This window comes from Paenibacillus sp. AN1007 (genome assembly GCF_040702995.1).
Taxonomy (GTDB): Bacteria; Bacillota; Bacilli; order Paenibacillales; family Paenibacillaceae; genus Paenibacillus.
The window spans coordinates 5,006,564-5,032,432 of the sequence record NZ_CP159992.1 but is presented as its reverse complement, the minus strand read 5'-3'; the positions used below and the strand labels follow the sequence as shown (position 1 = coordinate 5,032,432).

Sequence of the window (25,869 nt, the reverse complement as noted above, 5' to 3'; positions counted from 1 at the left end):
CCGGGTCATAGGAAGGGGGATAATGAATGAACGAAATGATAAAGAAGAAGTTACTGGACAAAAATGAACGGCTCATTAATATGGTCATCGAACGCGTAAAAAGAGACTTTCTTGACGATATCGCAATTATCGGGCTTACGGGTTCATTTAATACCGGAGACTTCCACGAGAAGAGCGATCTTGATCTAGTTATCATTAATAATACAGATAAGGGCTGGGGAATATCCGATTGCTTCATCCTGGACGACGTTGGTTATGATATCTACTGCACGCCATGGAATTCAAAAATACAAGAGCAGTCCACTTTGGAGAGTCCCCACGTATCGAGTCTAACCGAACTCAAGATACTCTATTATGCAAACCCTGAAGATTTGGAAAAATTCAATGACTTCCGGCGAAAAGCTCTGGATGCACTTGCGAAGCCGATAGGAGAAGATTGTCTTAACCGGGCGATTAAATGGATTGATCTGGCTAAGCAGGCATACAGCGATACGATGTTGGGTGATGATATTGGCGCAGTGCGGCAGGCATCCGCCGGTGTTCTCTACAATCTGGTCAATGCGTTAGCCAGTATGAATAATACATGCATCAAGCGAGGAATCAAGCGATATTTGCAGGAGACATGCTCGTTTCGCTATGTACCGGACGATATCAAAACCTTATACATGTCAATCATCGAAGCTCCCAGCATTGAAGAGATCCGAACGGCATCTTTGAATATGTTAAAAAGTGTTGCGAGGTTACACGGCACAATGTGTGATAATTTCACTGCTAAGCCTGCTCCGACCTATGAGAATCTGAAGGGAACATATGAAGAATTGTGGAGCAACTATCGCAATAAAATGTTGAATAGTGTTATAGATAACGATGCTTCCTACGCCTTTCTTTCGGCCTTTGGTGCACAAGAGTACCTTGACTATATGACTGTGGAGAAGGGGACCAAAAAATTTGATCTCATGCAGTACTTTGATGCAGGGGATTTACAAGTTATGAGTGAGAATTTCCTTAAAGTAATGGATGAATATCTAGAAGAGTATGATCAGGTTGGCAGAGAAGTCAAACGTTTTACAACTTTCGAGCAGCTGTATGACCACTATATGCATCAGTAGTCTTATATCTTGGAGTAAAACATTCTGACCGGTTCCTTCAGCAGCAAAAAACCGAGTAATTGATGAAATTAAAGTGCAATGACATAAAGACGGGCTGGTTTGTCCGCACCGCATGGTGTATTTTCGGAAAATACACAATACGATATACGCAGGAAGAGTGCACTGAATAGAGATTATTCACGGGGGTTACGACGATGAAGGCGACAATTCAACAAATAACGGATACAAACAAAGAACAGTTTGAAAACTTATTTAATTATTATCTCTATGAGCTTTCTGCATACTCACGGGAGGATATTGGAACAGAAGGAACATTCGAAATGGAAGATATCTCGCCATATTATAGGGATGAACGCTTATATCCTTACTTCATCATGTTTAATGAAAAGATTGCAGGGTTTATTCTGGTTACTTCCCCTCCTTATGCAGCAGACGGAGTGGACTATTCGGTACAGGAGCTATTCGTATTGCCCAAATATAGAGGCACGAGCATAGCCAAAGATGCAGTCATGCAGATCTTCAAACTTCATTCGGGTCGATACGAGGTGGGGATGTTCAAATTGAATTTAAAAGCCGTTAAGTTCTGGACAAAATTGATATCAACACTAGAAATTTCGGCCATAGTAGAAGATGGCTTCACTGAAATTGCAGGAAATGTAGTGCAGACGACGGGTATGAAATTTACGGTATCCTGCGAGTCTATTTGCAGCTGATTTCAAAAGGTTCCTTGGATGAAGCCGACCGCTGCTTTGTCTTTTAACCCGTTAAAACCCTGCAACTAATAGGAAATATAGCTTAATTAACCGCTCTCTACAGGGCGGTTATATTTTTGGCAGAAAATCAGCATTTAGAATTAACACAGCCTAAGTAATTAAATTTCCTAAATCATTAAACAGCTTATCTTCTTGTCTGAATTTATGAAATCTTACCCTTATCCATCAGAAAAAAGTGATGAAAATATGGATATATTGTCGTTATGCTTTGCTATTAAACATGCCAGTAACTGGGATGTAAATCGCTGAACTGGTTTGATTTGTTAAATAATACGAACGTTATTCAGAGGGTGTGCCATAAACATTCGTTTTTTTCATTGACAAAGTAAAGGCTGTCCTTCTAAAATGGGTGATGGAAAGCAAACAAATAGCGCATACTAATTCGTATAATCCTGGGGATATGGCCCGGGAGTCTCTACGAGATCACCCTAATGATCTGGCTACGAAGAGGAGCAGGCTAAGCACATGAATTCTACATGACTGCGGTGGAACATCACCCGCGCACATTAGAATTTTTTTTGTTCTTGGTTCACAGGCAATGTGCCTGCTTCTGGTCAAGCTGAACTCTGGGGAAAATACTTCTCAGGGTCATTTGTCGTTTTTCAATATAGCTTCAACATCTCTAAGGAGGAGTTAGTGAATTATGGATCGTTTCTTTAAACTCAAAGAAAACGGAACAAACGTTAGAACGGAGATTGTTGCGGGTCTGACCACCTTTATGACAATGGCTTACATTCTTTTTGTAAACACATTGTTCCTGGGTTCAGCTGGGGCAGGTATGTCTGATAATGCAGTATTTTTTGCGACAGCCGTCGGCGCTGGATTAATGACAATTATTATGGGATTGTTCGTGAACGTTCCGATCGCACTCGCTCCGGGTATGGGATTAAATGCATACTTTATGACCGTCGTCCTGAGTTCGAACGGCGCGATCAGCTGGCAGGCAGCACTCGGTGCTGTATTCCTTTCAGGTATCGTGTTCATTATTTTGACCGTGACTCGGGTTCGGCAGATGCTGCTCGTTGCGGTTCCACAGTCCATTAAAATGGCAATTACCGTAGGGATTGGTCTTTTTATTACGATTATTGGTTTTAAACTCGCCAACCTTGTGGCGGTAACGGTGAATGTTGCGCCGGATGCAGATTTGAGCAAGCCGATTCCGGGAAGCAGCTTTAACCTGTCTTTAGGAAACTTTGTTACACATCATGACGCACTCTTGGCTCTGATTGGGCTGCTGCTGATTGCTGTTCTCATGGTGATGCGTGTGAAAGGTGCACTGCTGATCGGTATCGTAGCTACAACGCTGATCGGTATTCCAATGGGAGTGACCAATCTGAGCGGCCTGTCCAGTGCCAGCTGGCTGCCTAACTTCAGTGATCTGGCTGTTGGACAGCTTGATCTGAAAGGCGCTATCAGCCTTGGCTTGTTCGAAATCATCTTCATTTTCACATTCGTTGAGTTGTTTGATACGTTCGGTACGATGGTTGGTACGGCGACACGTATGGGCATCATGAAGGATAAAGCAAAAGGTGAGAAAACGATTGGTAAAGCTATGCTCGTCGATGCAGTCGGCGTCAGCGCGGGTGCGGCACTGGGTACAAGTACGATTACAGCTTATGTTGAAAGTGCTTCTGGTGTAGAAGCTGGCGGACGTACAGGCTTAACCTCGGTAACAACAGGTCTGCTGTTCATTCTCGCTTTGTTTATTGCACCGCTCGCATTGGTTGTTCCATCCGCTGCAACAGCACCGGCATTGATCATTGTGGGTGTGCTTATGATGAGTCAGGTTCGCAGCATTGAGTGGGATGATTTTCTTCAAGCTTTCCCTGCATTTCTTACGATTGTACTCATGCCATTTACAGGCGGGATTGCAAACGGGATTTCCGCAGGTATCGTATCCTACGTCATTCTGGCTGTGTTCAGCAATCTCGTTACAGAGCGCAAAGTGAAAGTGCACTGGCTGATGTGGGTACTGGCCATTATCGTCATTTGCCGTTACGTATTGATTGGTGGGGAGTAAGGATGGGTTTTCCAGCTTAAAAGCACGGTCCGAATAATGCGACTGGTGAGATAGGGATATAGAAAATAATAAACATGAGCATTTGAATGAAGCGGAGCTTCGATATCCAATCGAGCATCCGCTTTTTTCTTTTGCTGTTTTATTTAAGTAATTACTTAAGTGAGTGAAATAACAGGTGTTATTTTAAACATATTAAGTTCTGGAAGTTACTGTTTATAAGGACTACCAGCAATGGATATCTACTATATATAATAAAATCTGATTTCTTCGAAGTATATAAAGGAGGAAATTAAAATGAGTTATGATTTGATGGTTTTTGAACCGCTTCAGGCGCCAATAGATCGAGAGTTATTTATGAAATGGTATGTAGAGGAAACCGGGTGATCGGAAAAGCATTCCTACTCGGATATTGAGGTGACTTCAGAGCCCCTTCAGCGCTTCTATGAAGAGTTCATTCAGATATTCCCTTCTATGGATGTGAGCAATGAAGTTTTTGAAGCAATGGAGGAAGCCGGAACAGATAACCGATTAACCGAATGTACCATTGGAAAAGAAGTAATCTATGCTGCGTTTGCATGGTCTGCTTCCGAGGACGCATATAGCATAATGCGTGAGTTGGCCAAGAAGCATAAGGTAGGCTTTTTTGATGTGAGTGGTATGGGTGGGGAGACCGTCAGGCCTTAAGATTGAGCACATTAATGATATCAAAGATTAGGATGAATCAGATAATCGTATGATTACATTTAAAAGATTGAAATTCAGTTTTGAGAGATGAACGCCAGAGCAGCGGGAGCGTAGAAAAACAGCTAAGTTTATGATGATATAATTATTGTTGTATAAAACTTTTAATTAATGAACAGAATATGGATGCACAAAACCAAGGTATTACTCCTTTGCTTTTAGTCGTATGCCCTGTGAAAATGGATATAAAAAAATACTTGCATTACAAATGCGTACATGGTATATTCTAATTCCGGCCAAGAAAACACAGTTTACACCGTGCGGCAAGCAAATGAAAAACAAGCTTCGAAAGAAACTTGAAAAAAAGAGCTTGCAAAGTTGGTTCGGACGTGATAAGATATAAGAGTTGCTGAAGTGAAAGAAACTCAGCAGAGAAACAAGTTTGATCTTTGAAAACTGAACAACGAGTGAGTAACGATCTTGCTTGCAAGATCGACGCTGAGAAATCGGTGCATGTCTTCGGACTGTATGATTTCGAAGCTAAAATGAGATTTTTAATCTCGTCAGATTCAAAATGAGCTATTCGCTCTTTTCAATACCCCGATGGGTTTCACAGCGTTTAACTACGCTGGCGAAATTCATCTTTATTGGAGAGTTTGATCCTGGCTCAGGACGAACGCTGGCGGCATGCCTAATACATGCAAGTCGAGCGGACTTGAAGAGAAGCTTGCTTCTCGGATGGTTAGCGGCGGACGGGTGAGTAACACGTAGGCAACCTGCCCTCAAGCTTGGGACAACTACCGGAAACGGTAGCTAATACCGAATACTTGTTTTCTTCGCCTGAAGGGAACTGGAAAGACGGAGCAATCTGTCACTTGGGGATGGGCCTGCGGCGCATTAGCTAGTTGGTGAGGTAACGGCTCACCAAGGCGACGATGCGTAGCCGACCTGAGAGGGTGATCGGCCACACTGGGACTGAGACACGGCCCAGACTCCTACGGGAGGCAGCAGTAGGGAATCTTCCGCAATGGGCGAAAGCCTGACGGAGCAATGCCGCGTGAGTGATGAAGGTTTTCGGATCGTAAAGCTCTGTTGCCAGGGAAGAACGCTTGGGAGAGTAACTGCTCTCAAGGTGACGGTACCTGAGAAGAAAGCCCCGGCTAACTACGTGCCAGCAGCCGCGGTAATACGTAGGGGGCAAGCGTTGTCCGGAATTATTGGGCGTAAAGCGCGCGCAGGCGGTCATGTAAGTCTGGTGTTTAATCCCGGGGCTCAACCCCGGATCGCACTGGAAACTGCGTGACTTGAGTGCAGAAGAGGAGAGTGGAATTCCACGTGTAGCGGTGAAATGCGTAGAGATGTGGAGGAACACCAGTGGCGAAGGCGACTCTCTGGGCTGTAACTGACGCTGAGGCGCGAAAGCGTGGGGAGCAAACAGGATTAGATACCCTGGTAGTCCACGCCGTAAACGATGAATGCTAGGTGTTAGGGGTTTCGATACCCTTGGTGCCGAAGTTAACACATTAAGCATTCCGCCTGGGGAGTACGGTCGCAAGACTGAAACTCAAAGGAATTGACGGGGACCCGCACAAGCAGTGGAGTATGTGGTTTAATTCGAAGCAACGCGAAGAACCTTACCAGGTCTTGACATCTGAATGACCGGTGCAGAGATGTGCCTTTCCTTCGGGACATTCAAGACAGGTGGTGCATGGTTGTCGTCAGCTCGTGTCGTGAGATGTTGGGTTAAGTCCCGCAACGAGCGCAACCCTTGATCTTAGTTGCCAGCACTTCGGGTGGGCACTCTAAGGTGACTGCCGGTGACAAACCGGAGGAAGGTGGGGATGACGTCAAATCATCATGCCCCTTATGACCTGGGCTACACACGTACTACAATGGCCGGTACAACGGGCAGTGAAGCCGCGAGGTGGAACCAATCCTAAAAAGCCGGTCTCAGTTCGGATTGCAGGCTGCAACTCGCCTGCATGAAGTCGGAATTGCTAGTAATCGCGGATCAGCATGCCGCGGTGAATACGTTCCCGGGTCTTGTACACACCGCCCGTCACACCACGAGAGTTTATAACACCCGAAGTCGGTGGGGTAACCGCAAGGAGCCAGCCGCCGAAGGTGGGATAGATGATTGGGGTGAAGTCGTAACAAGGTAGCCGTATCGGAAGGTGCGGCTGGATCACCTCCTTTCTATGGAGAATCGTCTTCTGCAATGAAGACATTCAAAAAAGTCTTCAGGAAGCATGCTTCCGAAGCGAGCTTTACTTCGTAAAGCTTTCAACTCACTCGTTGCTCAGTTTTGAGAGCTCAAACTCTCAATCATCTCGTTTTTTCGACGGACACCGATGGTGAACGGGCTGAAAAAACCGATTTGTTCTTTGAAAACTAGATATCGAAACGAAACAAACGCGAATTAGAACATTCCTTTTTGGGATGAATGATGGCTCGGTTCAAGTAACCGAACAACAATCATCCAAGCTGAACTTGTGTCAACAAGTGAAAGTGTATATAAGGTAGTTAAATGCAATTGCGATGGTATCGGATGGGAGCGACTTTTGGCTTTGCGTAAGCAAAACAAGGGAAGCGAGCAAACGAAACCGGAGCAATCTGGTTAAGCTGCTAAGAGCACACGGAGGATGCCTAGGCGCTAGGAGCCGATGAAGGACGTGGCGAACAACGATACTGCCTCGGGGAGCTGTAAGCAAGCTTTGATCCGGGGATGTCCGAATGGGGAAACCCAGCTGGGGTAATATCCAGTTACTCACAACTGAATACATAGGTTGTGCAGAGGCATACCAGGGGAACTGAAACATCTAAGTACCCTGAGGAAGAGAAAACAATAGTGATTCCGTCAGTAGCGGCGAGCGAACGCGGAGAAGCCCAAACCAGAGAGCTTGCTCTTTGGGGTTGTGGGACGTCTCACATGGAGTTACAAAGGAACCGGTTAAGCGAAGAGGTCTGGAAAGGCCCGCCAAAGAAGGTAAAAGCCCTGTAATTGAAAGTCTGTTCCCTCCGAGACGGATCCCGAGTAGTGCGGGGCACGTGAAACCCCGTATGAATCCGGCAGGACCATCTGCCAAGGCTAAATACTTCCTAGCGACCGATAGTGAAGCAGTACCGTGAGGGAAAGGTGAAAAGCACCCCGGAAGGGGAGTGAAATAGAACCTGAAACCGTGTGCTTACAAAAAGTCAGAGCCCGTTTTAGGGGTGATGGCGTGCCTTTTGTAGAATGAACCGGCGAGTTACGTTCCCGTGCAAGGTTAAGGTGAAGAGCCGGAGCCGCAGCGAAAGCGAGTCTGAATAGGGCGATTGAGTACGTGGACGTAGACCCGAAACCGGGTGATCTACCCCTGTCCAGGGTGAAGGTGCGGTAACACGCACTGGAGGCCCGAACCCACGCATGTTGAAAAATGCGGGGATGAGGTGGGGGTAGCGGAGAAATTCCAATCGAACTCGGAGATAGCTGGTTCTCCCCGAAATAGCTTTAGGGCTAGCCTCGGAAAACAGAGTCGTGGAGGTAGAGCACTGATTGGGTGCGGGGCCCGCAAGGGTTACCAAGCTCAGTCAAACTCCGAATGCCATAGACTTACTTCCGGGAGTCAGACAGTGAGTGCTAAGATCCATTGTCAAAAGGGAAACAGCCCAGACCATCAGCTAAGGTCCCCAAGTGTGTGTTAAGTGGGAAAGGATGTGGAGTTGCACAGACAACCAGGATGTTGGCTTAGAAGCAGCCATCATTGAAAGAGTGCGTAATAGCTCACTGGTCGAGTGACTCTGCGCCGAAAATGTAACGGGGCTAAACACACCACCGAAGCTATGGCTTGATGCTTTGCATCAGGGGTAGGGGAGCGTTGTATAAGGGTTGAAGGTGTACCGTAAGGAGCGCTGGACATTATACAAGTGAGAATGCCGGTATGAGTAACGAAAAGATCAGTGAGAATCTGATCCGCCGAAAGCCTAAGGGTTCCTGAGGAAGGCTCGTCCGCTCAGGGTAAGTCGGGACCTAAGGCGAGGCCGAAAGGCGTAGTCGAAGGACAACAGGTCGAAATTCCTGTACCACCGTAAATCGTTACGAGCGATGGGGGGACGCAGTAGGGTAGTGACGCAGGCTGATGGATGCCTGTCCAAGCAGTAAGGCTGATGTGTAGGCAAATCCGCACATCATAAGGCTGAGCTGTGATGGGGAGTGAAAATTACAGTAGCGAAGGTCATGATCTCACACTGCCAAGAAAAGCCTCTAGCCAGATGAAGGTGCCCGTACCGCAAACCGACACAGGTAGGCGAGAAGAGAATTCTAAGGCGCGCGGAAGAACTCTCGTTAAGGAACTCGGCAAAATGACCCCGTAACTTCGGGAGAAGGGGTGCCCCGGTAGTGTGAATAGCACGAGGGGGCCGCAGTGAAAAGGCCCAAGCGACTGTTTAGCAAAAACACAGGTCTGTGCGAAGCCGTAAGGCGAAGTATACGGGCTGACGCCTGCCCGGTGCTGGAAGGTTAAGGGGAGTGGTTAGGAGCAATCCGAAGCTGTGAACCGAAGCCCCAGTAAACGGCGGCCGTAACTATAACGGTCCTAAGGTAGCGAAATTCCTTGTCAGGTAAATTCTGACCCGCACGAATGGCGTAACGACTTGGGCGCTGTCTCAACGAGAGATCCGGTGAAATTTTAATACCTGTGAAGATGCAGGTTACCCGCGACAAGACGGAAAGACCCCATGGAGCTTTACTGCAGCTTGATATTGAATTTGGGTACGATCTGTACAGGATAGGTGGGAGCCTTTGAAGCATGAGCGCCAGCTTGTGTGGAGGCACCGTTGGGATACCACCCTGATCGTATCTAGGTTCTAACCTGGTGCCCTTAGCGGGTACGGGGACAGTGTCAGGTGGGCAGTTTGACTGGGGCGGTCGCCTCCTAAAGAGTAACGGAGGCGCCCAAAGGTTCCCTCAGAATGGTTGGAAATCATTCGAAGAGTGCAAAGGCATAAGGGAGCTTGACTGCGAGACCTACAAGTCGAGCAGGGACGAAAGTCGGGCTTAGTGATCCGGTGGTACCGCATGGAAGGGCCATCGCTCAACGGATAAAAGCTACCCTGGGGATAACAGGCTTATCTCCCCCAAGAGTCCACATCGACGGGGAGGTTTGGCACCTCGATGTCGGCTCATCGCATCCTGGGGCTGAAGTAGGTCCCAAGGGTTGGGCTGTTCGCCCATTAAAGCGGTACGCGAGCTGGGTTCAGAACGTCGTGAGACAGTTCGGTCCCTATCTGTCGTGGGCGTAGGAAATTTGAGAGGAGCTGTCCTTAGTACGAGAGGACCGGGATGGACGTACCGCTGGTGTACCAGTTGTTCCGCCAGGAGCACCGCTGGGTAGCTATGTACGGACGGGATAAGCGCTGAAAGCATCTAAGCGTGAAGCCCCCCTCAAGATGAGATTTCCCAGTATGTAAGACCCCTTGAAGACGACGAGGTAGATAGGCTGGGGGTGGAAGTGCAGCAATGCATGGAGCTGACCAGTACTAATCGGTCGAGGGCTTATCCAATAGCAGGTTTTGAGTCGCGTAAGTTTCGTTTCGAATCTAGTTTTCAGAGAACAACACTCTGAATAGTGAAATGAAAATCGGTACATCCCTTAAGGTGTGGTTGATTTTCAGTTTCAACTGAATGGAAGAAGCACAGCTTCGATCCAATCGCGTTTGGTGGCGATGGCGGAGGGGTTCCACACGTACCCATCCCGAACACGACCGTTAAGCCCTCTAGCGCCGATGGTACTTGGACCGCAGGGTCCTGGGAGAGTAGGACGCCGCCAAGCAAAGAACCACTGCCGATGTAACTCGGTGGTGGTTTTTATTTTATGCTGCACTTTTTATAGCCAAGAACAGCTCAGATTTGTTGAGCTGTTCTTGGCTATTTCTATAACTTACGGACAAACTTCACTCAGATGACAAGACGGACCTTGTTTTTTCGTCTATAAAATAAAGCCGTATAGGGTAATAGTAATGTTGATCCGCGGGGCAGAGGGAGGTTTTTAAAAAAAATAAAAAAACAATATTTTAAAAATTAGTACCAAGTACTAAGACTTAGTGCTATAATGTAAAAAAAGAACGAGGTGATCTCTGCTATGAATCATCAATCTAAAGCAGCAATAACAGCTATGGGGACGTATGTGCCGGAGCGTATTTTAAGTAATGCAGATTTAGAAAAAATGGTTGATACAAGTGACGATTGGATTGTGCAGCGAACAGGGATGAGAGAACGCCGGATTGCAGCGGAACACGAGTTTGTATCAGATTTGGCCACAAAAGCTGTGGAGGATATGATACGTCGTTACCAAGTGAATGTCTCCGATGTAGATATGATTCTTTTTGCAACAAGTACTCCCGAGTATTCCTTTCCGAGTTCGGCATCTCGTCTTCAGGCTAATTTGCGTATTCCGCACACAGGAGTACTTGATCTGAATGCGGCTTGTGCAGGTTTCACATACGGCATGCAGCTGGCAGACAGTCTGGTTACCAGTGGTATGTATCGTAAGGTACTGGTGATTGGAGCAGAGACGTTATCTAAGATAACAGATTATACGGATCGTACAACCTGCGTGTTGTTCGGAGATGGAGCGGGTGCTTTTTTAGTGGAGCGTGCTGTGGGTCAAGGTGACTTTAAATCTATCGTTTCCGGGACACAGGGAGAAGGCGGAATGCATTTATATAAAAGCGGTCTTTCTACAGAGATGAACGGTCTGCCTCTGAATATCGAGGGCAAGCTGGTTCAGAACGGGAGAGAGGTATACAAATGGGCGGTTCGTATGGTCCCAGAACAGCTTGGTCAACTCATAAAGAGAGCCGAGATGTCTCCGGAACAGATCGACTGGTTTGTTCCACACAGCGCTAATATGCGTATGATTGAAGCGGTATGTGAGCGTGGGCCTGTTCCGTTAGAGCGTACGCTGACGAGCATGGAATACTGTGGGAATACATCTGCGGCTTCCATTCCGCTTGCACTGCAGATTGCGGTGGATGAGGGCAAATTAAGATATGGACAGCATATTGCATTGTTTGGTTTTGGGGGCGGACTGACTTACTCCGGTCTCATCGTTCACTGGAGCGTGCCGGATACAAATTAATCGCTAGAAACGAATCTGTACGCTCAGTTTAAATTTAGCACTGCAGTATTGTGCTGACGTTTGAATAAACAGGATAGTGTAATACATCAAAATCGGAACATGAAACAAGTACACCTGCCGCGCAATCGTGACAGGTGTACTTGTTTTGAAAGCTATTTAGATTGTCTCATTGGAACGGAGCTGCATCCGCAAATGATATGAGTATTAATAAGTTCATATAATTAGTAAACGATTAGTTAATGGAATTAACACTTTAAGGTGTTAACTTGGGTGCCTGACGGTGGTGAGTACCTTGTTCGTAGCTGTAAGCGAGCTTGATCAGGGTGCCTTCGTCAAAGGTGCGGCCCAGAAATTCCATGCCTACTGGCAGGCCATCTGTTGTGAAACCAGCTGGTACAGTGATAGACGGGAACCCGGAGAACGGACTTAAACGATTGTTGGCACCAGAGGTTTGACCCTTACCAATAACGCCAGCAGCTTGTGTCGATGTTGGATAGATAATTGCATCCAGATGATTATCTGCCATCACTTTCAGTAAGGAATCACGAGTAATTTGAGTGCGCTTCAGAACAATATCCTTATATTCCGATGTTTCCAACGTATCTCTTGCATCCCGTGCTTTCATGGCTTGTTCTTGGGTTTTATCAAACTGACCGGATGCGATGATCTCGGACAAGCTGTGATATGGTGCTTTGTCACCCAGAGAATCCAGATAGTCATTCAACTGGAATTTGAATTCGTAGCCGCTGAGACTCGGATATTTATTAATTTCAGCAAAGTTCGGGATAGAGATCGGTACAGCAGTTGCGCCGAGGGATTTAAGCTCCTCGACAGCAGCATTGATAACGTCTGCCACAGCCTTTTCTTCCGCTTTGGTACTTGGAATAAGCTCTGGGGCTACACCGATCCGGGCACCTTTCAGTCCGTTTATATCGAGAAAGTCCGTGTAGCTGGATGGAATTTTGCCTACAGCGTAAGCAGTGGCTGTATCTTTTTTGTCATAACCAACGGTAGCATCCAGCATAATTGCTGCATCGCTTACGGTACGAGCCATCGGTCCGCCAACGTCCTGTGTAAGTGCGAGTGGAATGATGCCCTCACGACTGGAGAGCCCAATCGTTGGGCGAATGCCGACAAGGCTGTTGAAGCTGGAAGGTATGCGGATGGAGCCGCCCGTGTCGGTACCCATGCCTGCCGCAGCAAAGTTGGCGGCGATGGCTGCACCTGTTCCGCCGCTCGATCCGCCTGGATAATGATCAAGGGCATAAGGATTGAGCGTTTGTCCTCCTAGTGAGCTGGATGTCGTAATGCCAAAAGCAAACTCGTGCAGGTTGGTTTTGCCAAGAATAATAGCACCTGCTGCTTTTAGCTTTTTTACCTGCTCTGCATCATGGGCCGGGATGGAGTCTTTCAGACAGATGCAGCCAGCTGTTGTTGGCATGTCTTTGGTATCAAAGTTATCCTTCACCAGAATCGGAATCCCGTGAAGCTGCCCGCGAGGTCCTTGAGCTGCGCGCTCTTCATCGAGTTGTTCCGCTATCTTGAGTGCATCCGGGTTCAAATTCAGGACAGCGTTGATGTTGACGCCCTGATCATCATATTTGGCGATACGGTCCAGATACTGCTGCACCAGCTCTTTGGATGTCAGTTTACCTTGAGTCATGGCAGTTTGCATATCCATAATGGTGGCTTCTTCAAGCACAAACGGTTTTATGTAGTTATAGATGCGGTCTTTTAAAATAGAGACGTCGCTCGCTGTAAGTACAGCATTCGGCAGGAAAAGAGAATCCGTATAACCTTTCATCAGTCCGGCGGCATTCAGAGCGCCGACGGCACTGGCATACTCGGACCGGTCCGGTACATCCTTGAAGGATTGCGGAGCAGCGTCCAGCTGGAGCCACTGATGCAGGGCCAATGCAGCATCTTTGCGTGATATTGTCGCGCCAGAGAGTTGGTCCATGGTGAAAGGTACACCTGCAAGGGCAGCGGTTTCTTCCATGGCCTGAACGAAGGATGCGGCGTTAACCGGTGCTTTCCCTGCAAGGGCAGGGGCGGTGGAGGTTTGGTTTGAAGGAGCAGCTGATGTGGCGGCGAAAGCCGTAGGTAAAGCAGTTCCTCCCCACGCTGCGGTAACCACTGTTCCCGCAAGTAATAAGGCCCCGCCTTTTTTTAATATAGATCCATGATAAGTCATGCATCCACGCTCCCTTCCTGTGTCTAAAATGATGTGTGTGTGAGTTGTAGGATTTTTTGTATATGCTTTTGCACATCTTATATTTATGTGAGGTAATCTTACAATCCTAATATTTATCCAAAAAAACGCATACAAATTGGTTTTGTGTAATCTTATGTCACATTTACTCGTTGAATCTTTAAACTACAAAACGATGGTTATTTGAAAAAATATAAAAATTGTAAAAATACATAACATATACATGACGTATTGTGTCTGAGAAACTTGGAATATGGAGTGGTTGGTAAACTGCATCGCCAAAAGGAGATGTACCTGAAATGGACTTGGAATCTTGGTAAAGATGTATTATCGAAAAACACGCTTCCTGTTGAAATGATATAATAGACAGATGTTAGCCGCAGATGATTAGCGTTTGAAAGAAAGGATGAGATACGAAGTGAAGACATTGGTACTCGCAGAGAAACCATCCGTAGCGCGGGAGATTGCCCGTGTAATGGGTGCGCGTGATAAACATAAAAGTTATATGGAAGGTCCAAAATACATTGTAACGTGGGCGCTGGGACATTTGGTGGGCCTGGCTGAACCGGAGGATTACGACAAGAAGTATGCCACCTGGAATCTCGAAGACCTGCCGATCTTGCCAGAACGGACAAAATTGAAGGTGCTCAAAGAGACAAACCACCAGTATAAAGCGGTGCAGCAGCTCATGAAACGTCAGGATGTGGGCGAGCTTATCATTGCAACCGATGCAGCCCGTGAAGGAGAACTGCTTGCAAGGTGGATTATGCAGATGGCTCAGTGGAAAAAACCGTTCAAACGGCTGTGGATCTCATCCCAGACGGATAAAGCGATCAAGGATGGATTTGCCTCATTGAAACCAGGCAGCCAGTTCGACCGTCTCTATGAATCTGCACGCTGCCGAGCGGAAGCAGACTGGATGATTGGGCTTAATGTAACACGTGCCCTAACGGTGCGGTTCAATGCCCAATTGTCAGCAGGTCGTGTACAGACTCCAACCTTGGGCATGATTATGGATCGGGAAAATGAAATTAACGGATTCCGCTCGCAGGAATATGAGACGTTAACAGGGGATTTTGGCGATTTTCAGGCAGTATGGCGGGCAGCTGGCGGAGACTCAAGAGTGTTTGAAAAACAGGATATGCAGCAGTTGAAACAGCGGGTGGAAGGGCGTAAAGGCACGATTTCACAGGTGAAAAAAAGCGAGAAAGTCGAGCCGCATCCGCTGGCATACGACCTTACGGAACTGCAGCGGGATGCGAACCGTAAACATGGCTTCTCCGCAAAACAGACATCAAACGTGCTGCAGCGTCTGTATGAGCAGCACAAACTTGTCACCTATCCGCGTACAGACAGCCGTTACCTTACTTCCGATATGACGGGAACGTTAAAAGAGCGGCTGGAAAGTGTTGCGGTAGGTCCTTATGCATCACTTGCACGTCCTCTGCTGCGCAAAAATCTGAACATTACCAAGCGGATTGTCGCCGACAGTAAAGTTACGGATCACCATGCCATCATCCCAACCGAACAGACTGTACTGCTTAATCAGCTGAGCCCGGAGGAACGTAAACTGTATGATCTGATTGTTCGCCGTTTTATAAGTCTGTTCTATCCGGCGGCCAAGTATGATTCCGTTGCTGTTGCGGTTCAGGTAGGTAAGGACTCCTTCCACGTGAAGGGCACAACGGTCAAAGACAGCGGCTGGCGCGAAGTATATGGTGGTGATTACACCGATGAAGACGATGATCGCGCAGATGACGCGGGCGACCATGAACGTGCACTGCTGCCGGACCTGCAGCAAGGACAGTCTGTAACTCTGCATCGCTGTCAGATCAAAAGTGGACGGACCATGCCTCCGAAACGTTATACAGAGGCAGCTCTGCTGTCGCAGATGGAAAAGCATGGACTCGGTACACCTGCTACACGTGCGGATATTATTGAGAAACTGGTCAGCTCGGATACGATTGATCGTCAAGGCAGCAGCCTGCATCCGACCGGCAAAGGCAAACAGCTGATTGAGCTTGCTGCACCGCAGCTGCGTACACCGGAACTGACAGCCCGCTGGGAAGCCGAACTGGAGCGCATCGCCCGTGGACAGGGTAAACCAGGCCCGTTCCTGGACGGTATTCGCTCTATGGCGAAGGAGCTTGTATCTACCGTAAAAAGCAGTAAAGCCGAGTATAAGCCGCATAATGTTACAAACAGCCACTGCCCGGACTGCAATGCAAAGCTGCTGGAGAAAAAGGGGAAACGCGGCAAGTTCCTTGTATGTCCTACGGAGGATTGTGGTTATCGCCGTTCCAATGAGAAGCGGTTGTCGAATCGCCGCTGCGCGCAGTGTCACAAAAAGATGGAGATCAAAGAGGGCAAAGCTGGACTGTATGTTCAGTGTCTGCCTTGTGGGATCACAGAGACGCTCAACAAGGACAAGCAGCATGTGAACAAACGCGAGCAGCAAAAGCTGGTCAAGCAGTATGCGAAGCAGGAATCGATCGGCTCCAATCTGGGAGACTTGCTGAAGGCGGCTATGGAGAAACAGGGGAAATCATAATCGCATGAATCCTATGTTATGAAATGAATCTACATGGGCACAATATTCTAAGCTTGTTTCACGAGCCAGATTGGCAAAGAGTTGGGCTTTGGAAAGAGGTTAGTTTAAAATTAAAAAACGTGTATTCTCAAGATGGCTTAACGACAAAGCGGTTACGGTACTCCTTGGGTGTAAAGCCTGTATGCTTCCGAAATACCTTGATGAAATAACTCTGATCGTTAAAGTTTAACAGCGGGTAGATCTCACTCAGGCGGTAGTCTGAGAAAACAAGAAGAGTTCTGGCTTCTTCAATCCGCTGCTTCTGAATAAAAATGCGAAGCGCCTCTCCAGTCTCTTCCTTGAATTTACGGGAAAGATAGGAGGGGCTTATTTGCAAATGATTTGAAAGCACAGACAAGCTCAGGTCATCGTACAAATGATTGAAGATATATTCCTGACATAACAGAATATCTCTGGAGAAATGGGCCCGATGGACTTTGGATACTCGTTCGGTGAAATCACCAAGAATATGCTGCAGCATAGGGTGTATCGAATCTATTCGAGACAGCGTTTCGATCTGTCGGATGTAGGTGTCGCTAAGTGTCAGGGCTGATTCAGAGTATAGTCCGCCTTCAATGGCAGCGCGAGTTCCCATCGTGATCGCTGCGATGATCAGATTCTTTCTGCTCCGCAACGTGTCATGTTTGGACAGAGTGCCGTAAACACCGTTCAGTTCCATATGCTGTTTCAAGTATAACTGCAGCTTGTTTTTGTTTCCCAGACGAACCTGATCAAATACCTTCTTCTCGGAGAGATACGATTTGTGATACAAGCTCCGCTCTCTTTGTTCCAGGAGAGACAGTTCCAGTACACCTTCCGTATGACCGTTTAGGACATGGTCGTTCTCCTCCAGCACCTGATTCCGGTCAAGCATTTCATTATGCAGCAGATAATGAGCCAGGAGGGCTGTACTAAGCAGCTGATTCAGATCAAATGACGCAGAATTTATTGTCTGTGCAGGAATGGGATCCATTGTGAATGGACTGTTCGTTACATATTGCTGTGCGTTGGGCCAAAGAACAAAGCCCTGCCCTTCTTCGGTTAACACTGGCATCAGAATCATATTATCCGCTTGTTTATGGTCCTGTTTGTGATGTGGTATGAGATACTGGACGACTTGGATTTTCTGAAGGACAGGGATGGAGAGCATTTGTTCTATAAGGTCATGGTTAAAAGAAGTATGGCTGCTGCAATCTTTCATAATGTAAAACACCGGGATGGAAGCAGCATCATAGAGCGTCTGCATCATCCATTGAAGCTTGTTTTCCGAAACGATTGACATAGTTATTCCATCCCCCTTATGAGTGATGATTAATTACGATTAATCACAAATGAATACCATAAATATAATTGGAAACGCTCTATATTTCAATTAGGATACGACGAACTGATTTACAAGCAGGGGGCGGACAAATGTATTTGGTCATTGATATTGGTGGAACTTTTGTAAAATATGGAGTGATGAGCGAAAGCGGGGAGCTTTTGTCCAAAGGGAAACGTGGTGTTCAGCGAAACAATCTGCAAGAGCTGCAGGACGTGCTCTATACCATCGTCGACGCACAGGATCTGGAACAAATTCAGGGAATAGCCTTGAGCTGCCCGGGGACGGTTGATGTGGATACAGGCATGGTATATCATGGTGGTTCTTTTCCATTTTTACATGAGATTAATTTAGCCAGACTTCTGGCGGATCGATATGATATGGATGTATCCATTGAGAATGATGGTAAATGTGCGGCGCTGGCTGAACTGTGGCTCGGCAGTGTGAAGCATGCCAAGGATTCGGTGGTTTTGGTGCTGGGCAGCGGCATTGCGGGTGGAATCATCATGGATGGCAAACTGCAGCGCGGAAAAAATTTGTCCGCTGGCGAAGTCAGTTATGTGATGAGCCGAATTGATCCGGTAACCAAAGAAGCTGCTTATTTCGGGCTGGAAAGCTCGGCAGTGGAGATGGTCAGACGAATCGGCGAGATGAAGGGACTGGATAACCCTGCGGATGGAGAAGCTGTTTTTGAATTAATTAATCAGCATGATCCCGACGCGTACAGCGTATTTGACACCTACTGCACACAGATCGCAGTTCAAATTATGAATCTGCAGTACATTTTGGACCCTGAATTGTTTGCGATTGGAGGAGGCATCAGTGCACAGCCTGTTGTGCTGGAACGAATCGAATGGGCGATTGGTGAACTGAGGCGAATTAACCCTCTGCATAAAGCGAACCCGAGGATCACTGCATGTACATTCGGTAATGATGCAAATCTTTACGGAGCGTTATACCACTTCCTTGAACAGTCGAGGTGTTTTGACGCATGTTCAGCACTAAATACAGGTGCATCTTCGTATAAGATGACTCGTTTTCAGGCAACGTAAGGCGGAGGAGGTGAGCCTCAGATGCCGCATAACAAATCGGAAAAACGCCATAATCAGCAGAACAAGGACAGCATTCGAGAAGAGAATATCGCAGTGCGTCCAGAGAAAGCAGCTAAGCGAGTGCCGAGTCTGAACGGTATTCCAAAACAAGAGTCGTAGATTGGAATGATTATGGAACTAAAATCTCAGTAATGGAACGAAGAGCAGTGAGAACGGCAGCTCCTTCGTTCAGTTTAATCTGAGCTTGATTCAGCGTTTGTTTGATATGAACGTATTGCGGTTCTCCATCCGCGTTGATCATCTGCCTGCCTTAGGATTATAATGGAGTCAGGGAAATGTCCCGGGATAGGGGGACCGCTAAACGCATATGCAAACTGGACTTATCGCATGGTTTATTTTTATCAACATTGTTACCTATCTGGTTATGTCAGATGACAAGAGGCGCGCACAGCAGCGGCGTGATCGCACACCTGAACGAACGTTGTTTTTGCTGGCGTTCATTGGAGGTGCGCTGGGTGTCTGGATTGCAATGTACCGGAAAAGGCATAAAACGAAACACCCCAGCTTTACAATTGGCATTCCACTGCTGGTGTTTCTAAATGCAGTGCTGTATGGTTACTTTTTGCAGTAGGTTATAACTATATGACGAAAAAACGATTCTGCTTCGCGGAGAGCCTGTTTTGACTGTTCCATTTCATCTGGTATGTAAATTGTTTCTTAATAAATGGTTCATTGTTATTCACGAAGGGTTAAAGAGGTACATGTTTCAAGGCTCGTTGACGGCTCTAGATGTCAGACCGAGGCTTGCTTCGGATTCTACATATATAAGGAAGGGACGGAGATTTACATGTTATTTTCCAAAATTTTGGTAGCTTATGATGGGTCGAAAGCATCGAATAAAGCACTGGATCGTGCAATTGAGCTGGCCAAAGCATCACCAGGGGCTGTACTGGATGTGATTCATGCCTTTGATTTTCCGCGCGTATTTATTGGGGAAGGTCTGGCACCGCTACCGCCTTCACTCAACAATGATTATTACAATCTTGCGGTGCAGACGACGGATGAAGCCAAAGAACGGATTCAGACTGCCGGTGTTACGGCAAATGTGGATCTGATTCAAGGCGCTGCGGCTGAGGTGCTGCTGGACTATGCCAAAGAGAACGGTTCAGATATTATTGTGATTGGTTCCCGTGGATTGGGTGGAATCCGTGAATTTGTGCTGGGCAGTGTCAGCCACAATGTGGTACAGCATGCTCAGGTTCCTGTGTTGATCGTAAAATAAATGGGGATTACTCCATTCCCGTGACAAACAAGCCGGCTGTCTTCGAGAGATTGAAGAGGAGCCGGCTTTTTTTATTTTGCAGCAGCAGGATAGGATGTTTGAATTGGATTTGGGATTAAATTGAAATTATTATGCCGATTCCCGAACATTAGTTTTGTCAAGATGTTAAATGTTCGTCTTTAAGTTGACATTCGCTGTAGGGGATTGTTAAAATGTTAGATGTGTCGATCAGGTCAAAAAATATGGTCGAGTAGGAACGAAAGCTGTAGGTTCATGGAACATAGTAACGAAATGTGTTGAATAGATATTTGCTCGTATAACGCCGGGAATAGGGCCCGGAAGTATCTACCCGGAAACCGTAAATTTCCGGACTACGAGGAGATACGGCTGAGAGTCGCATGCATGAATGCGGACAGCAAGCCCCTTTTGGCATGCCCAAATGAGGGATACGTATTTCTTGTAGTCCGGTGTCCGGAGAAAATGTGATATTTTCGCGGGTAGCGGACTTTTTCGTTTTTAAAATGCTCAGATGGGAGTGGGATGTATTCATGTCAGTGCAAGTCGCTGTAATTATGGGCAGCAAGTCGGATTGGGAAACGATGAAACATGCGTGCGAGGTGCTGGACGAGCTGGAGATTGGGTATGAAAAAAAGGTCGTCTCTGCACATCGTACTCCGGATTTGATGTTTGAATATGCAGAACAGGCGACGGACCGCGGATTCAAGGTCATTATCGCTGGTGCAGGCGGAGCGGCTCATCTTCCAGGTATGGTGGCATCCAAAACGATGCTTCCAGTCATCGGTGTTCCGGTTCAATCCAAAGCATTGAACGGCCTCGATTCCCTGCTGTCCATTGTGCAGATGCCTGGCGGCATCCCAGTAGCCACAGTTGCCATTGGCAAAGCGGGCGCGACAAATGCAGGTCTGCTCGCGGCACAGATCATTGGCGCATTTGACCCGGAGGTGCAGCGCCGCTCCGAAGCCCGCAGAGAACGGATCAAACAAGAAGTACTGGAAAGCAGTGATGAGCTATGAGTAACAAGGCAACCAGACAGGATAATGGAACAGGGCAGGGACAACCTATCTTATTACCTGGACATACTACAATCGGTATTCTTGGCGGCGGACAGCTCGGACGAATGATGACGCTGGCCGGAACGGCGATGGGGTATCGATTCGTGACTCTTGATCCAACACCGGATTCACCTTGTGGTCAGATTGCGAAGCAGATTGAAGCTGGATACGATGATGTACAGGCAGCAAGAGAACTCGCGCGGCAGTGCGATGTGATCACATATGAATTCGAGAATGTGGATGCAGAAGTGGCGGCTTTACTTGAGCGTGAGTCATCCGTGCCGCAAGGGAGTTCTCTTTTATACACGACCCAGCATCGCTTGCGTGAGAAACGTGCGATTGAAGCAGCGGGTGTAAGGGTTGCTCCATACCGCGAGATTACAAGTCTGGATACGATGAATGCTGCGGTGAGCGAACTCGGTGTTCCATGTGTTCTGAAAACAGTGACAGGTGGATATGACGGCAAAGGGCAGCGTGTGATCCGGGTCGCATCGGAAGCTGAAGAGGCGTATCAAGAGCTTGCATCGACAGGAGCAGAGCTGGTGCTGGAGCAATTTATCAAGTTTGAGTGCGAAATTTCCGTTATTGTTGCTCGCAGCACGAATGGAGAAATCAAAACGTTCCCGCCTGCGGAGAACATTCACGTAAACAACATTTTGCATGCGTCGATCGTACCTGCGCGAGTGGCTGCAGATATCCAGCTTGAAGCACAGAAGCTGGCCGCAGCTGTCGCTGAATCGATGAAGGCCGTGGGGCTGCTGGCGGTAGAGTTATTTGCTGCTGCTGACGGCAGACTTTATGTGAACGAGCTGGCCCCAAGGCCGCATAATTCCGGACACTATACGATGGAGGCCTGCGCTACATCACAGTTTGAGCAGCATATTCGTGCCATCTGCGGATTACCGCTGGGGGATACAACGTTGTTAAGCCCTGTTGTTATGGTCAATGTGCTTGGTGAGCATCTGGAAGGCATCATCGCTAGAACAGGGCAGCCTGATGAAGAAGCGATGGAACTTGGTGTTATCCCTAAGCTTCATATATATGGCAAGAGCGAAGCGAAGACAGGACGGAAGATGGGGCATGTGAACCTGCTCTGTCAGGATGTAGAAGAAGCATTGCAATGGATCGAACAAACTAATCTATGGAGGCATACAAATTCATGATTGAACGTTACAGCAGACCCGAAATGAGAGCCATCTGGACGGAAGAGAACAAATTCCAATCGTGGCTGGAAGTTGAAATTTGTGCATGCGAGGCATGGGCCGAGCTTGGTGTTATTCCGAAGGAAGACGCAGCTTTGCTTCGCCAGAACGCTTCTTTTGACATTGATCGTATCTATGAGATTGAAAAGGAAACACGTCATGACGTTATTGCGTTCACACGTACAGTATCCGAGAGCCTAGGTGCAGAGCGGAAATGGGTACACTACGGTCTGACTTCCACGGACGTGGTGGATACGGCACTGGGTTATGTATTGCGTCAAGCAAACGAGATTCTGGAAAAGGACATCATTAATTTCATCGAAATTTTGCGTGAAAAAGCACTGACGTACCAGCATACGCCTATGATGGGACGTACACATGGTGTGCATGCCGAGCCGACAACATTCGGATTGAAAATGGCGTTGTGGCATGAAGAGATGAAACGTAACCTGGAGCGTTTCCGCCATGCGGCGGATGGCGTACAGTTCGGTAAAATCTCCGGTGCTGTTGGAACATATGCAAACATCGATCCATTTGTAGAAGAGTTTGTCTGCAAAAAGCTGGGCACGAAGCCTGCACCAATCTCCACACAAACACTGCAGCGTGACCGCCACGCCGAGTACATGGCAACACTGGCATTGATCGCAACTTCTCTGGACAAGTTCGCTACAGAAGTACGTGCACTGCAGAAGAGCGAGTTCCGTGAAGTGGAAGAAGCGTTTGCCAAAGGTCAAAAAGGGTCTTCCGCGATGCCGCATAAGCGCAACCCGATTGGCAGTGAAAACATCTCCGGTCTGTCCCGTGTTATCCGTGGACACATGGTATCTGCATACGAGAACGTAACACTGTGGCATGAGCGCGACATCTCGCATTCTTCCGTAGAACGTGTCATTCTGCCAGATGCAACGATGCTGCTGAACTACATGTTGAACCGTTTCGGTAACATCGTGAAAAACCTGACCGTGTTCCCGGAAAACATGAAACGCAACATGGAACGTACCTTCGGCGTACCATTCTCCGGCCGTGTTATGACGAAGTTGATTGACAAAGGCTTCAGCCGTGAGCAGGCGTACGACACCGTTCAACCGCGTGCCATGCAAGCGTGGGAAGAACAGCGTCAATTCCAGGACATCGTGAAGTCCACACCGGAAATTACAGCCGTGCTGAGCGAAGAGGAAATTGCAGATGCATTTAACCCATCCTGGCACCTGAAACACGTGGACACGATTTTCAAAAAACTCGGCTTGAACGATTAATATATATCCCTTATTAGGCTAGAGAAACGAATGATGGCTGGCAGGGAACGCAGAGGACAGAAATAAGCTGAAGAAGTGGAGTGTTCGCCTTTATCCCCGGATTTTCACTTTCGAAAAGTGGATCGGAAAAATCTGGGGATAACAGCGATCGGAAGATTGTTCTGTCATCGGAGTGGAGTCTGCAGCATCAGGATTCGTTCTTAGCCTTACATCTCCTGAAAGAAGGTGACCCCATGGCACTGTCCACGGCGGCAGATCTTGTTAAAGCACCTTTGTTATACAAAGGAAAAGTACGCGAGCTGTACGATCTGGGTGAGCATTTTCTAATTGTGGTAACGGATCGAATCTCGGCGTTTGATTATGTGCTGGACCCGGCGGTTCCGGAGAAAGGCAATGTGCTTAATCAGCTCAGCAGCTTCTGGTTTGAACTGACAGGAAGCATGATGGATAACCATGTGGTGCATACCGATGTGACGCAGCTGGGTGATCTGGTCACAGAACCAGAATTGCTCAAGAATCGCATCATGGTTACACGCAAAGCCGAACGTATCGATATCGAATGTGTAGTGCGAGGATACATTACTGGAGGCGGCTGGAGACAGTACGAGACAACCGGAGAAGTGAACGGCATCAAACTGCCGGAAGGCCTGCGCAAAAACGCCAAGCTCGAAGTACCGATCTTCACACCGGCTGCCAAAAATGACGTCGGTCATGACGAGGACATTTCGATGGAACGAATGAAAGAGCTTGTCGGAGACGCCCTTGCTATCGAGCTTCAAGAGAAAAGCTTACGCCTCTATGAGTTTGCTCGTGATTACTGCGATCAGCGCGGTATCATTCTGGCAGACTGCAAATTCGAGTTTGGCATCGTGGACGGCAAGGTGATCCTGATTGATGAGATTTTCACCCCGGATGCTTCCCGCTTCTGGGCAAAAGAAAACTATGCTCTCGACATCGAAATCGACAGCATGGATAAAGAACCTGTCCGTACCTATCTGGCAGGTACCGACTGGGACAAGAACAGCAAGCCCGACCCGCTTCCGCAGGAAGTTGTTGAAGCGACCACTTCCCGATATGTCGATATTTATAACCGTTTAACGAAATAATAAGTGGAAGACGTTTGAGCGTGTGCTCCGGGAAAGTTTGAGTGAAGGGCGTTTGAGCGCAAGCTCCGGGAAAGTTTGGCTTTCGATCGCTGTTGCCCCCGGAATGTTTGGATTCGTATTCTTTTTTCAAAAGGACACATTCCGGTTGCAAAGGCGAGCACTTCGTTTCTCCAGCTCAAATCTTTCCCTCCGCCAGTGTTCAAACTGGTGGATGAGGCAATTAAGGCGCAGGCTTCACCAAGTATGAAGCCTGAAGAGATGCAACTGAAAGACTGAAAATCAATGTTACTCATATAAATCGAAAACTTGCTACGTTTTCGTGATGACTGGTTTTTACCGTTGCCCACCTTGAAACGCAAAGGGTTTAGGCCTTTAAAAAATATCGCCGCAGGATGGGGCGTAGGGGTGGAATGGTTCACGAAGGAGCGAAGCGTCCGCCTTTGTTCCCGGGTTTTGACCGCAGCACAGGCCAAAACGAATCAGAAAACCGGGGAACAACCAGCGGCCGGAGGAACCATCCACACCGAAGCGATCACCCCAAGGCTACCGCTTTTACTACCCGTCGTGCAGCGTAAAGGGTTTAGGCCTTTAAAAAATATCGCCGCAGGATGGGGCGTAGGGGTGGAATGGTTCACGAAGGAGCGAAGCGTCCGCCTTTGTTCCCGGGTTTTGACCGCAGCGCGGGCCAAAACGAATCAGAAAAACCGGGGAACAACCAGCGGCCGGAGGAACCATCCACACCGAAGCGACCGTCCCAAGGCAACGCATTACTTTTTAACAGCATAAAGCATTTATCCCGTTCATTACTGAGGAGGAACTTCGAATCATGATCAAAGCAACCGTATATGTCACTATTAAACAAAGCGTACTCGACCCGCAAGGCGTAGCTGTACAAGGAGCCCTGCATTCCATGGGATTCAACGAAGTGGAAAGTGTACGGATCGGTAAAGTCATGGAACTGAATCTGGATACAACAGATCGTGTGGAAGCGGAGAAACGATTGAAAGTGATGTGTGAGAAGCTGCTCGCCAACACCGTTGTTGAAGATTACCGCTACGAATTGGAGGGTTAATC

At 47.7% G+C, this 25,869-nt stretch carries 18 protein-coding genes, 3 rRNA genes and 2 riboswitches; of the genes, 19 read left to right on the top strand and 2 right to left on the bottom strand.

Annotation, left to right across the window (positions count from 1 at the left end; genetic code table 11):
- Positions 1–26 precede the first annotated feature (26 nt).
- The 8 genes from ABXS70_RS22540 to ABXS70_RS22505 all read left to right on the top strand — a co-directional run bounded on the left by ABXS70_RS22540 (position 27) and on the right by ABXS70_RS22505 (position 11,701).
- Entirely contained in the window at positions 27–1,109 is a 1,083-nt protein-coding gene (locus ABXS70_RS22540; protein WP_342554164.1) for a nucleotidyltransferase domain-containing protein, read from the top strand.
- Between the two features lie 194 nt (positions 1,110–1,303).
- Entirely contained in the window at positions 1,304–1,822 is a 519-nt protein-coding gene (locus tag ABXS70_RS22535; RefSeq protein WP_342554165.1) for a GNAT family N-acetyltransferase, read from the top strand.
- A gap of 422 nt (positions 1,823–2,244) precedes the next feature.
- Positions 2,245–2,345, top strand: a riboswitch (purine riboswitch).
- Positions 2,346–2,525: 180 nt separating this feature from the next.
- The gene (locus tag ABXS70_RS22530; protein WP_342554166.1) at positions 2,526–3,902 is read left to right on the top strand and encodes an NCS2 family permease; all 1,377 of its coding nucleotides are present in this window, start codon (positions 2,526–2,528) and stop codon (positions 3,900–3,902) included.
- Between the two features lie 414 nt (positions 3,903–4,316).
- The gene (locus ABXS70_RS22525; protein ID WP_342554167.1) at positions 4,317–4,586 is read left to right on the top strand and encodes a hypothetical protein; all 270 of its coding nucleotides are present in this window, start codon (positions 4,317–4,319) and stop codon (positions 4,584–4,586) included.
- A 641-nt stretch (positions 4,587–5,227) separates the two neighbouring features.
- A 16S ribosomal RNA gene (locus tag ABXS70_RS22520) occupies positions 5,228–6,779 on the top strand.
- Positions 6,780–7,198: 419 nt separating this feature from the next.
- Positions 7,199–10,124: ribosomal RNA gene (locus ABXS70_RS22515) — 23S ribosomal RNA — on the top strand.
- A 152-nt stretch (positions 10,125–10,276) separates the two neighbouring features.
- Positions 10,277–10,393 (top strand): 5S ribosomal RNA (gene rrf / locus ABXS70_RS22510).
- Together the 16S, 23S and 5S rRNA genes form the textbook arrangement of a ribosomal RNA operon.
- A 309-nt stretch (positions 10,394–10,702) precedes the next feature.
- Entirely contained in the window at positions 10,703–11,701 is a 999-nt protein-coding gene (locus ABXS70_RS22505; RefSeq protein ID WP_342554168.1) for a ketoacyl-ACP synthase III, read from the top strand.
- A 253-nt stretch (positions 11,702–11,954) separates the two neighbouring features.
- On the opposite strand, the gene ABXS70_RS22500 is transcribed toward ABXS70_RS22505, so the two are convergent.
- Positions 11,955–13,895 (bottom strand): amidase family protein, encoded by a 1,941-nt coding sequence (locus ABXS70_RS22500; RefSeq protein ID WP_366290987.1) that lies wholly within the window; start codon positions 13,893–13,895, stop codon positions 11,955–11,957.
- A gap of 436 nt (positions 13,896–14,331) precedes the next feature.
- Between ABXS70_RS22500 and ABXS70_RS22495 the strand changes: the two genes are divergently transcribed.
- Positions 14,332–16,464, top strand: coding sequence for a DNA topoisomerase III (locus ABXS70_RS22495; protein WP_342554170.1), 2,133 nt, complete (start codon positions 14,332–14,334; stop codon positions 16,462–16,464).
- Positions 16,465–16,591: 127 nt separating this feature from the next.
- Here the strand turns inward: ABXS70_RS22495 and ABXS70_RS22490 are convergent, their stop codons facing one another.
- The gene (locus ABXS70_RS22490; RefSeq protein WP_366290984.1) at positions 16,592–17,785 is read right to left on the bottom strand and encodes an AraC family transcriptional regulator; all 1,194 of its coding nucleotides are present in this window, start codon (positions 17,783–17,785) and stop codon (positions 16,592–16,594) included.
- 131 nt (positions 17,786–17,916) lie between these two features.
- On the opposite strand from ABXS70_RS22490, the gene ABXS70_RS22485 reads away from it, so the two are divergent.
- The 10 genes from ABXS70_RS22485 to purS all read left to right on the top strand — a co-directional run bounded on the left by ABXS70_RS22485 (position 17,917) and on the right by purS (position 25,867).
- A complete protein-coding gene (locus ABXS70_RS22485) occupies positions 17,917–18,876 on the top strand; it encodes an ROK family protein (protein ID WP_342554172.1) in 960 nt (319 codons plus the stop codon).
- A gap of 21 nt (positions 18,877–18,897) precedes the next feature.
- Complete coding sequence (locus ABXS70_RS22480) at positions 18,898–19,035, top strand: hypothetical protein (RefSeq protein ID WP_342554173.1); 138 nt, start codon at positions 18,898–18,900, stop codon at positions 19,033–19,035.
- Between the two features lie 208 nt (positions 19,036–19,243).
- Positions 19,244–19,507 carry a DUF1294 domain-containing protein gene (locus ABXS70_RS22475; RefSeq protein ID WP_342554174.1) on the top strand — a complete coding sequence of 88 codons (264 nt, stop codon included), beginning with the start codon at positions 19,244–19,246 and terminating at the stop codon, positions 19,505–19,507.
- Positions 19,508–19,723: 216 nt separating this feature from the next.
- Positions 19,724–20,158, top strand: coding sequence for a universal stress protein (locus tag ABXS70_RS22470; protein WP_342554175.1), 435 nt, complete (start codon positions 19,724–19,726; stop codon positions 20,156–20,158).
- A gap of 292 nt (positions 20,159–20,450) precedes the next feature.
- A riboswitch (purine riboswitch) is annotated at positions 20,451–20,552 on the top strand.
- Positions 20,553–20,706: 154 nt separating this feature from the next.
- Positions 20,707–21,192 carry a 5-(carboxyamino)imidazole ribonucleotide mutase gene (gene purE / locus ABXS70_RS22465; RefSeq protein ID WP_342554176.1) on the top strand — a complete coding sequence of 162 codons (486 nt, stop codon included), beginning with the start codon at positions 20,707–20,709 and terminating at the stop codon, positions 21,190–21,192.
- Positions 21,189–22,394, top strand: a complete 1,206-nt coding sequence (purK, locus tag ABXS70_RS22460; RefSeq protein ID WP_342554177.1) for a 5-(carboxyamino)imidazole ribonucleotide synthase — start codon at positions 21,189–21,191, stop codon at positions 22,392–22,394. Before purE ends, purK begins: the two co-directional genes overlap by 4 nt.
- A complete protein-coding gene (purB, locus tag ABXS70_RS22455) occupies positions 22,391–23,689 on the top strand; it encodes an adenylosuccinate lyase (protein ID WP_342554178.1) in 1,299 nt (432 codons plus the stop codon). Before purK ends, purB begins: the two co-directional genes overlap by 4 nt.
- Before the next feature lie 233 nt (positions 23,690–23,922).
- Positions 23,923–24,795 carry a phosphoribosylaminoimidazolesuccinocarboxamide synthase gene (locus ABXS70_RS22450; RefSeq protein ID WP_342554179.1) on the top strand — a complete coding sequence of 291 codons (873 nt, stop codon included), beginning with the start codon at positions 23,923–23,925 and terminating at the stop codon, positions 24,793–24,795.
- Positions 24,796–25,205: 410 nt separating this feature from the next.
- Positions 25,206–25,370, top strand: coding sequence for a hypothetical protein (locus ABXS70_RS22445; protein WP_342554180.1), 165 nt, complete (start codon positions 25,206–25,208; stop codon positions 25,368–25,370).
- A 251-nt stretch (positions 25,371–25,621) separates the two neighbouring features.
- Positions 25,622–25,867, top strand: coding sequence for a phosphoribosylformylglycinamidine synthase subunit PurS (gene purS / locus ABXS70_RS22440; protein WP_090923368.1), 246 nt, complete (start codon positions 25,622–25,624; stop codon positions 25,865–25,867).
- The last annotated feature ends 2 nt before the right edge of the window (positions 25,868–25,869 follow it).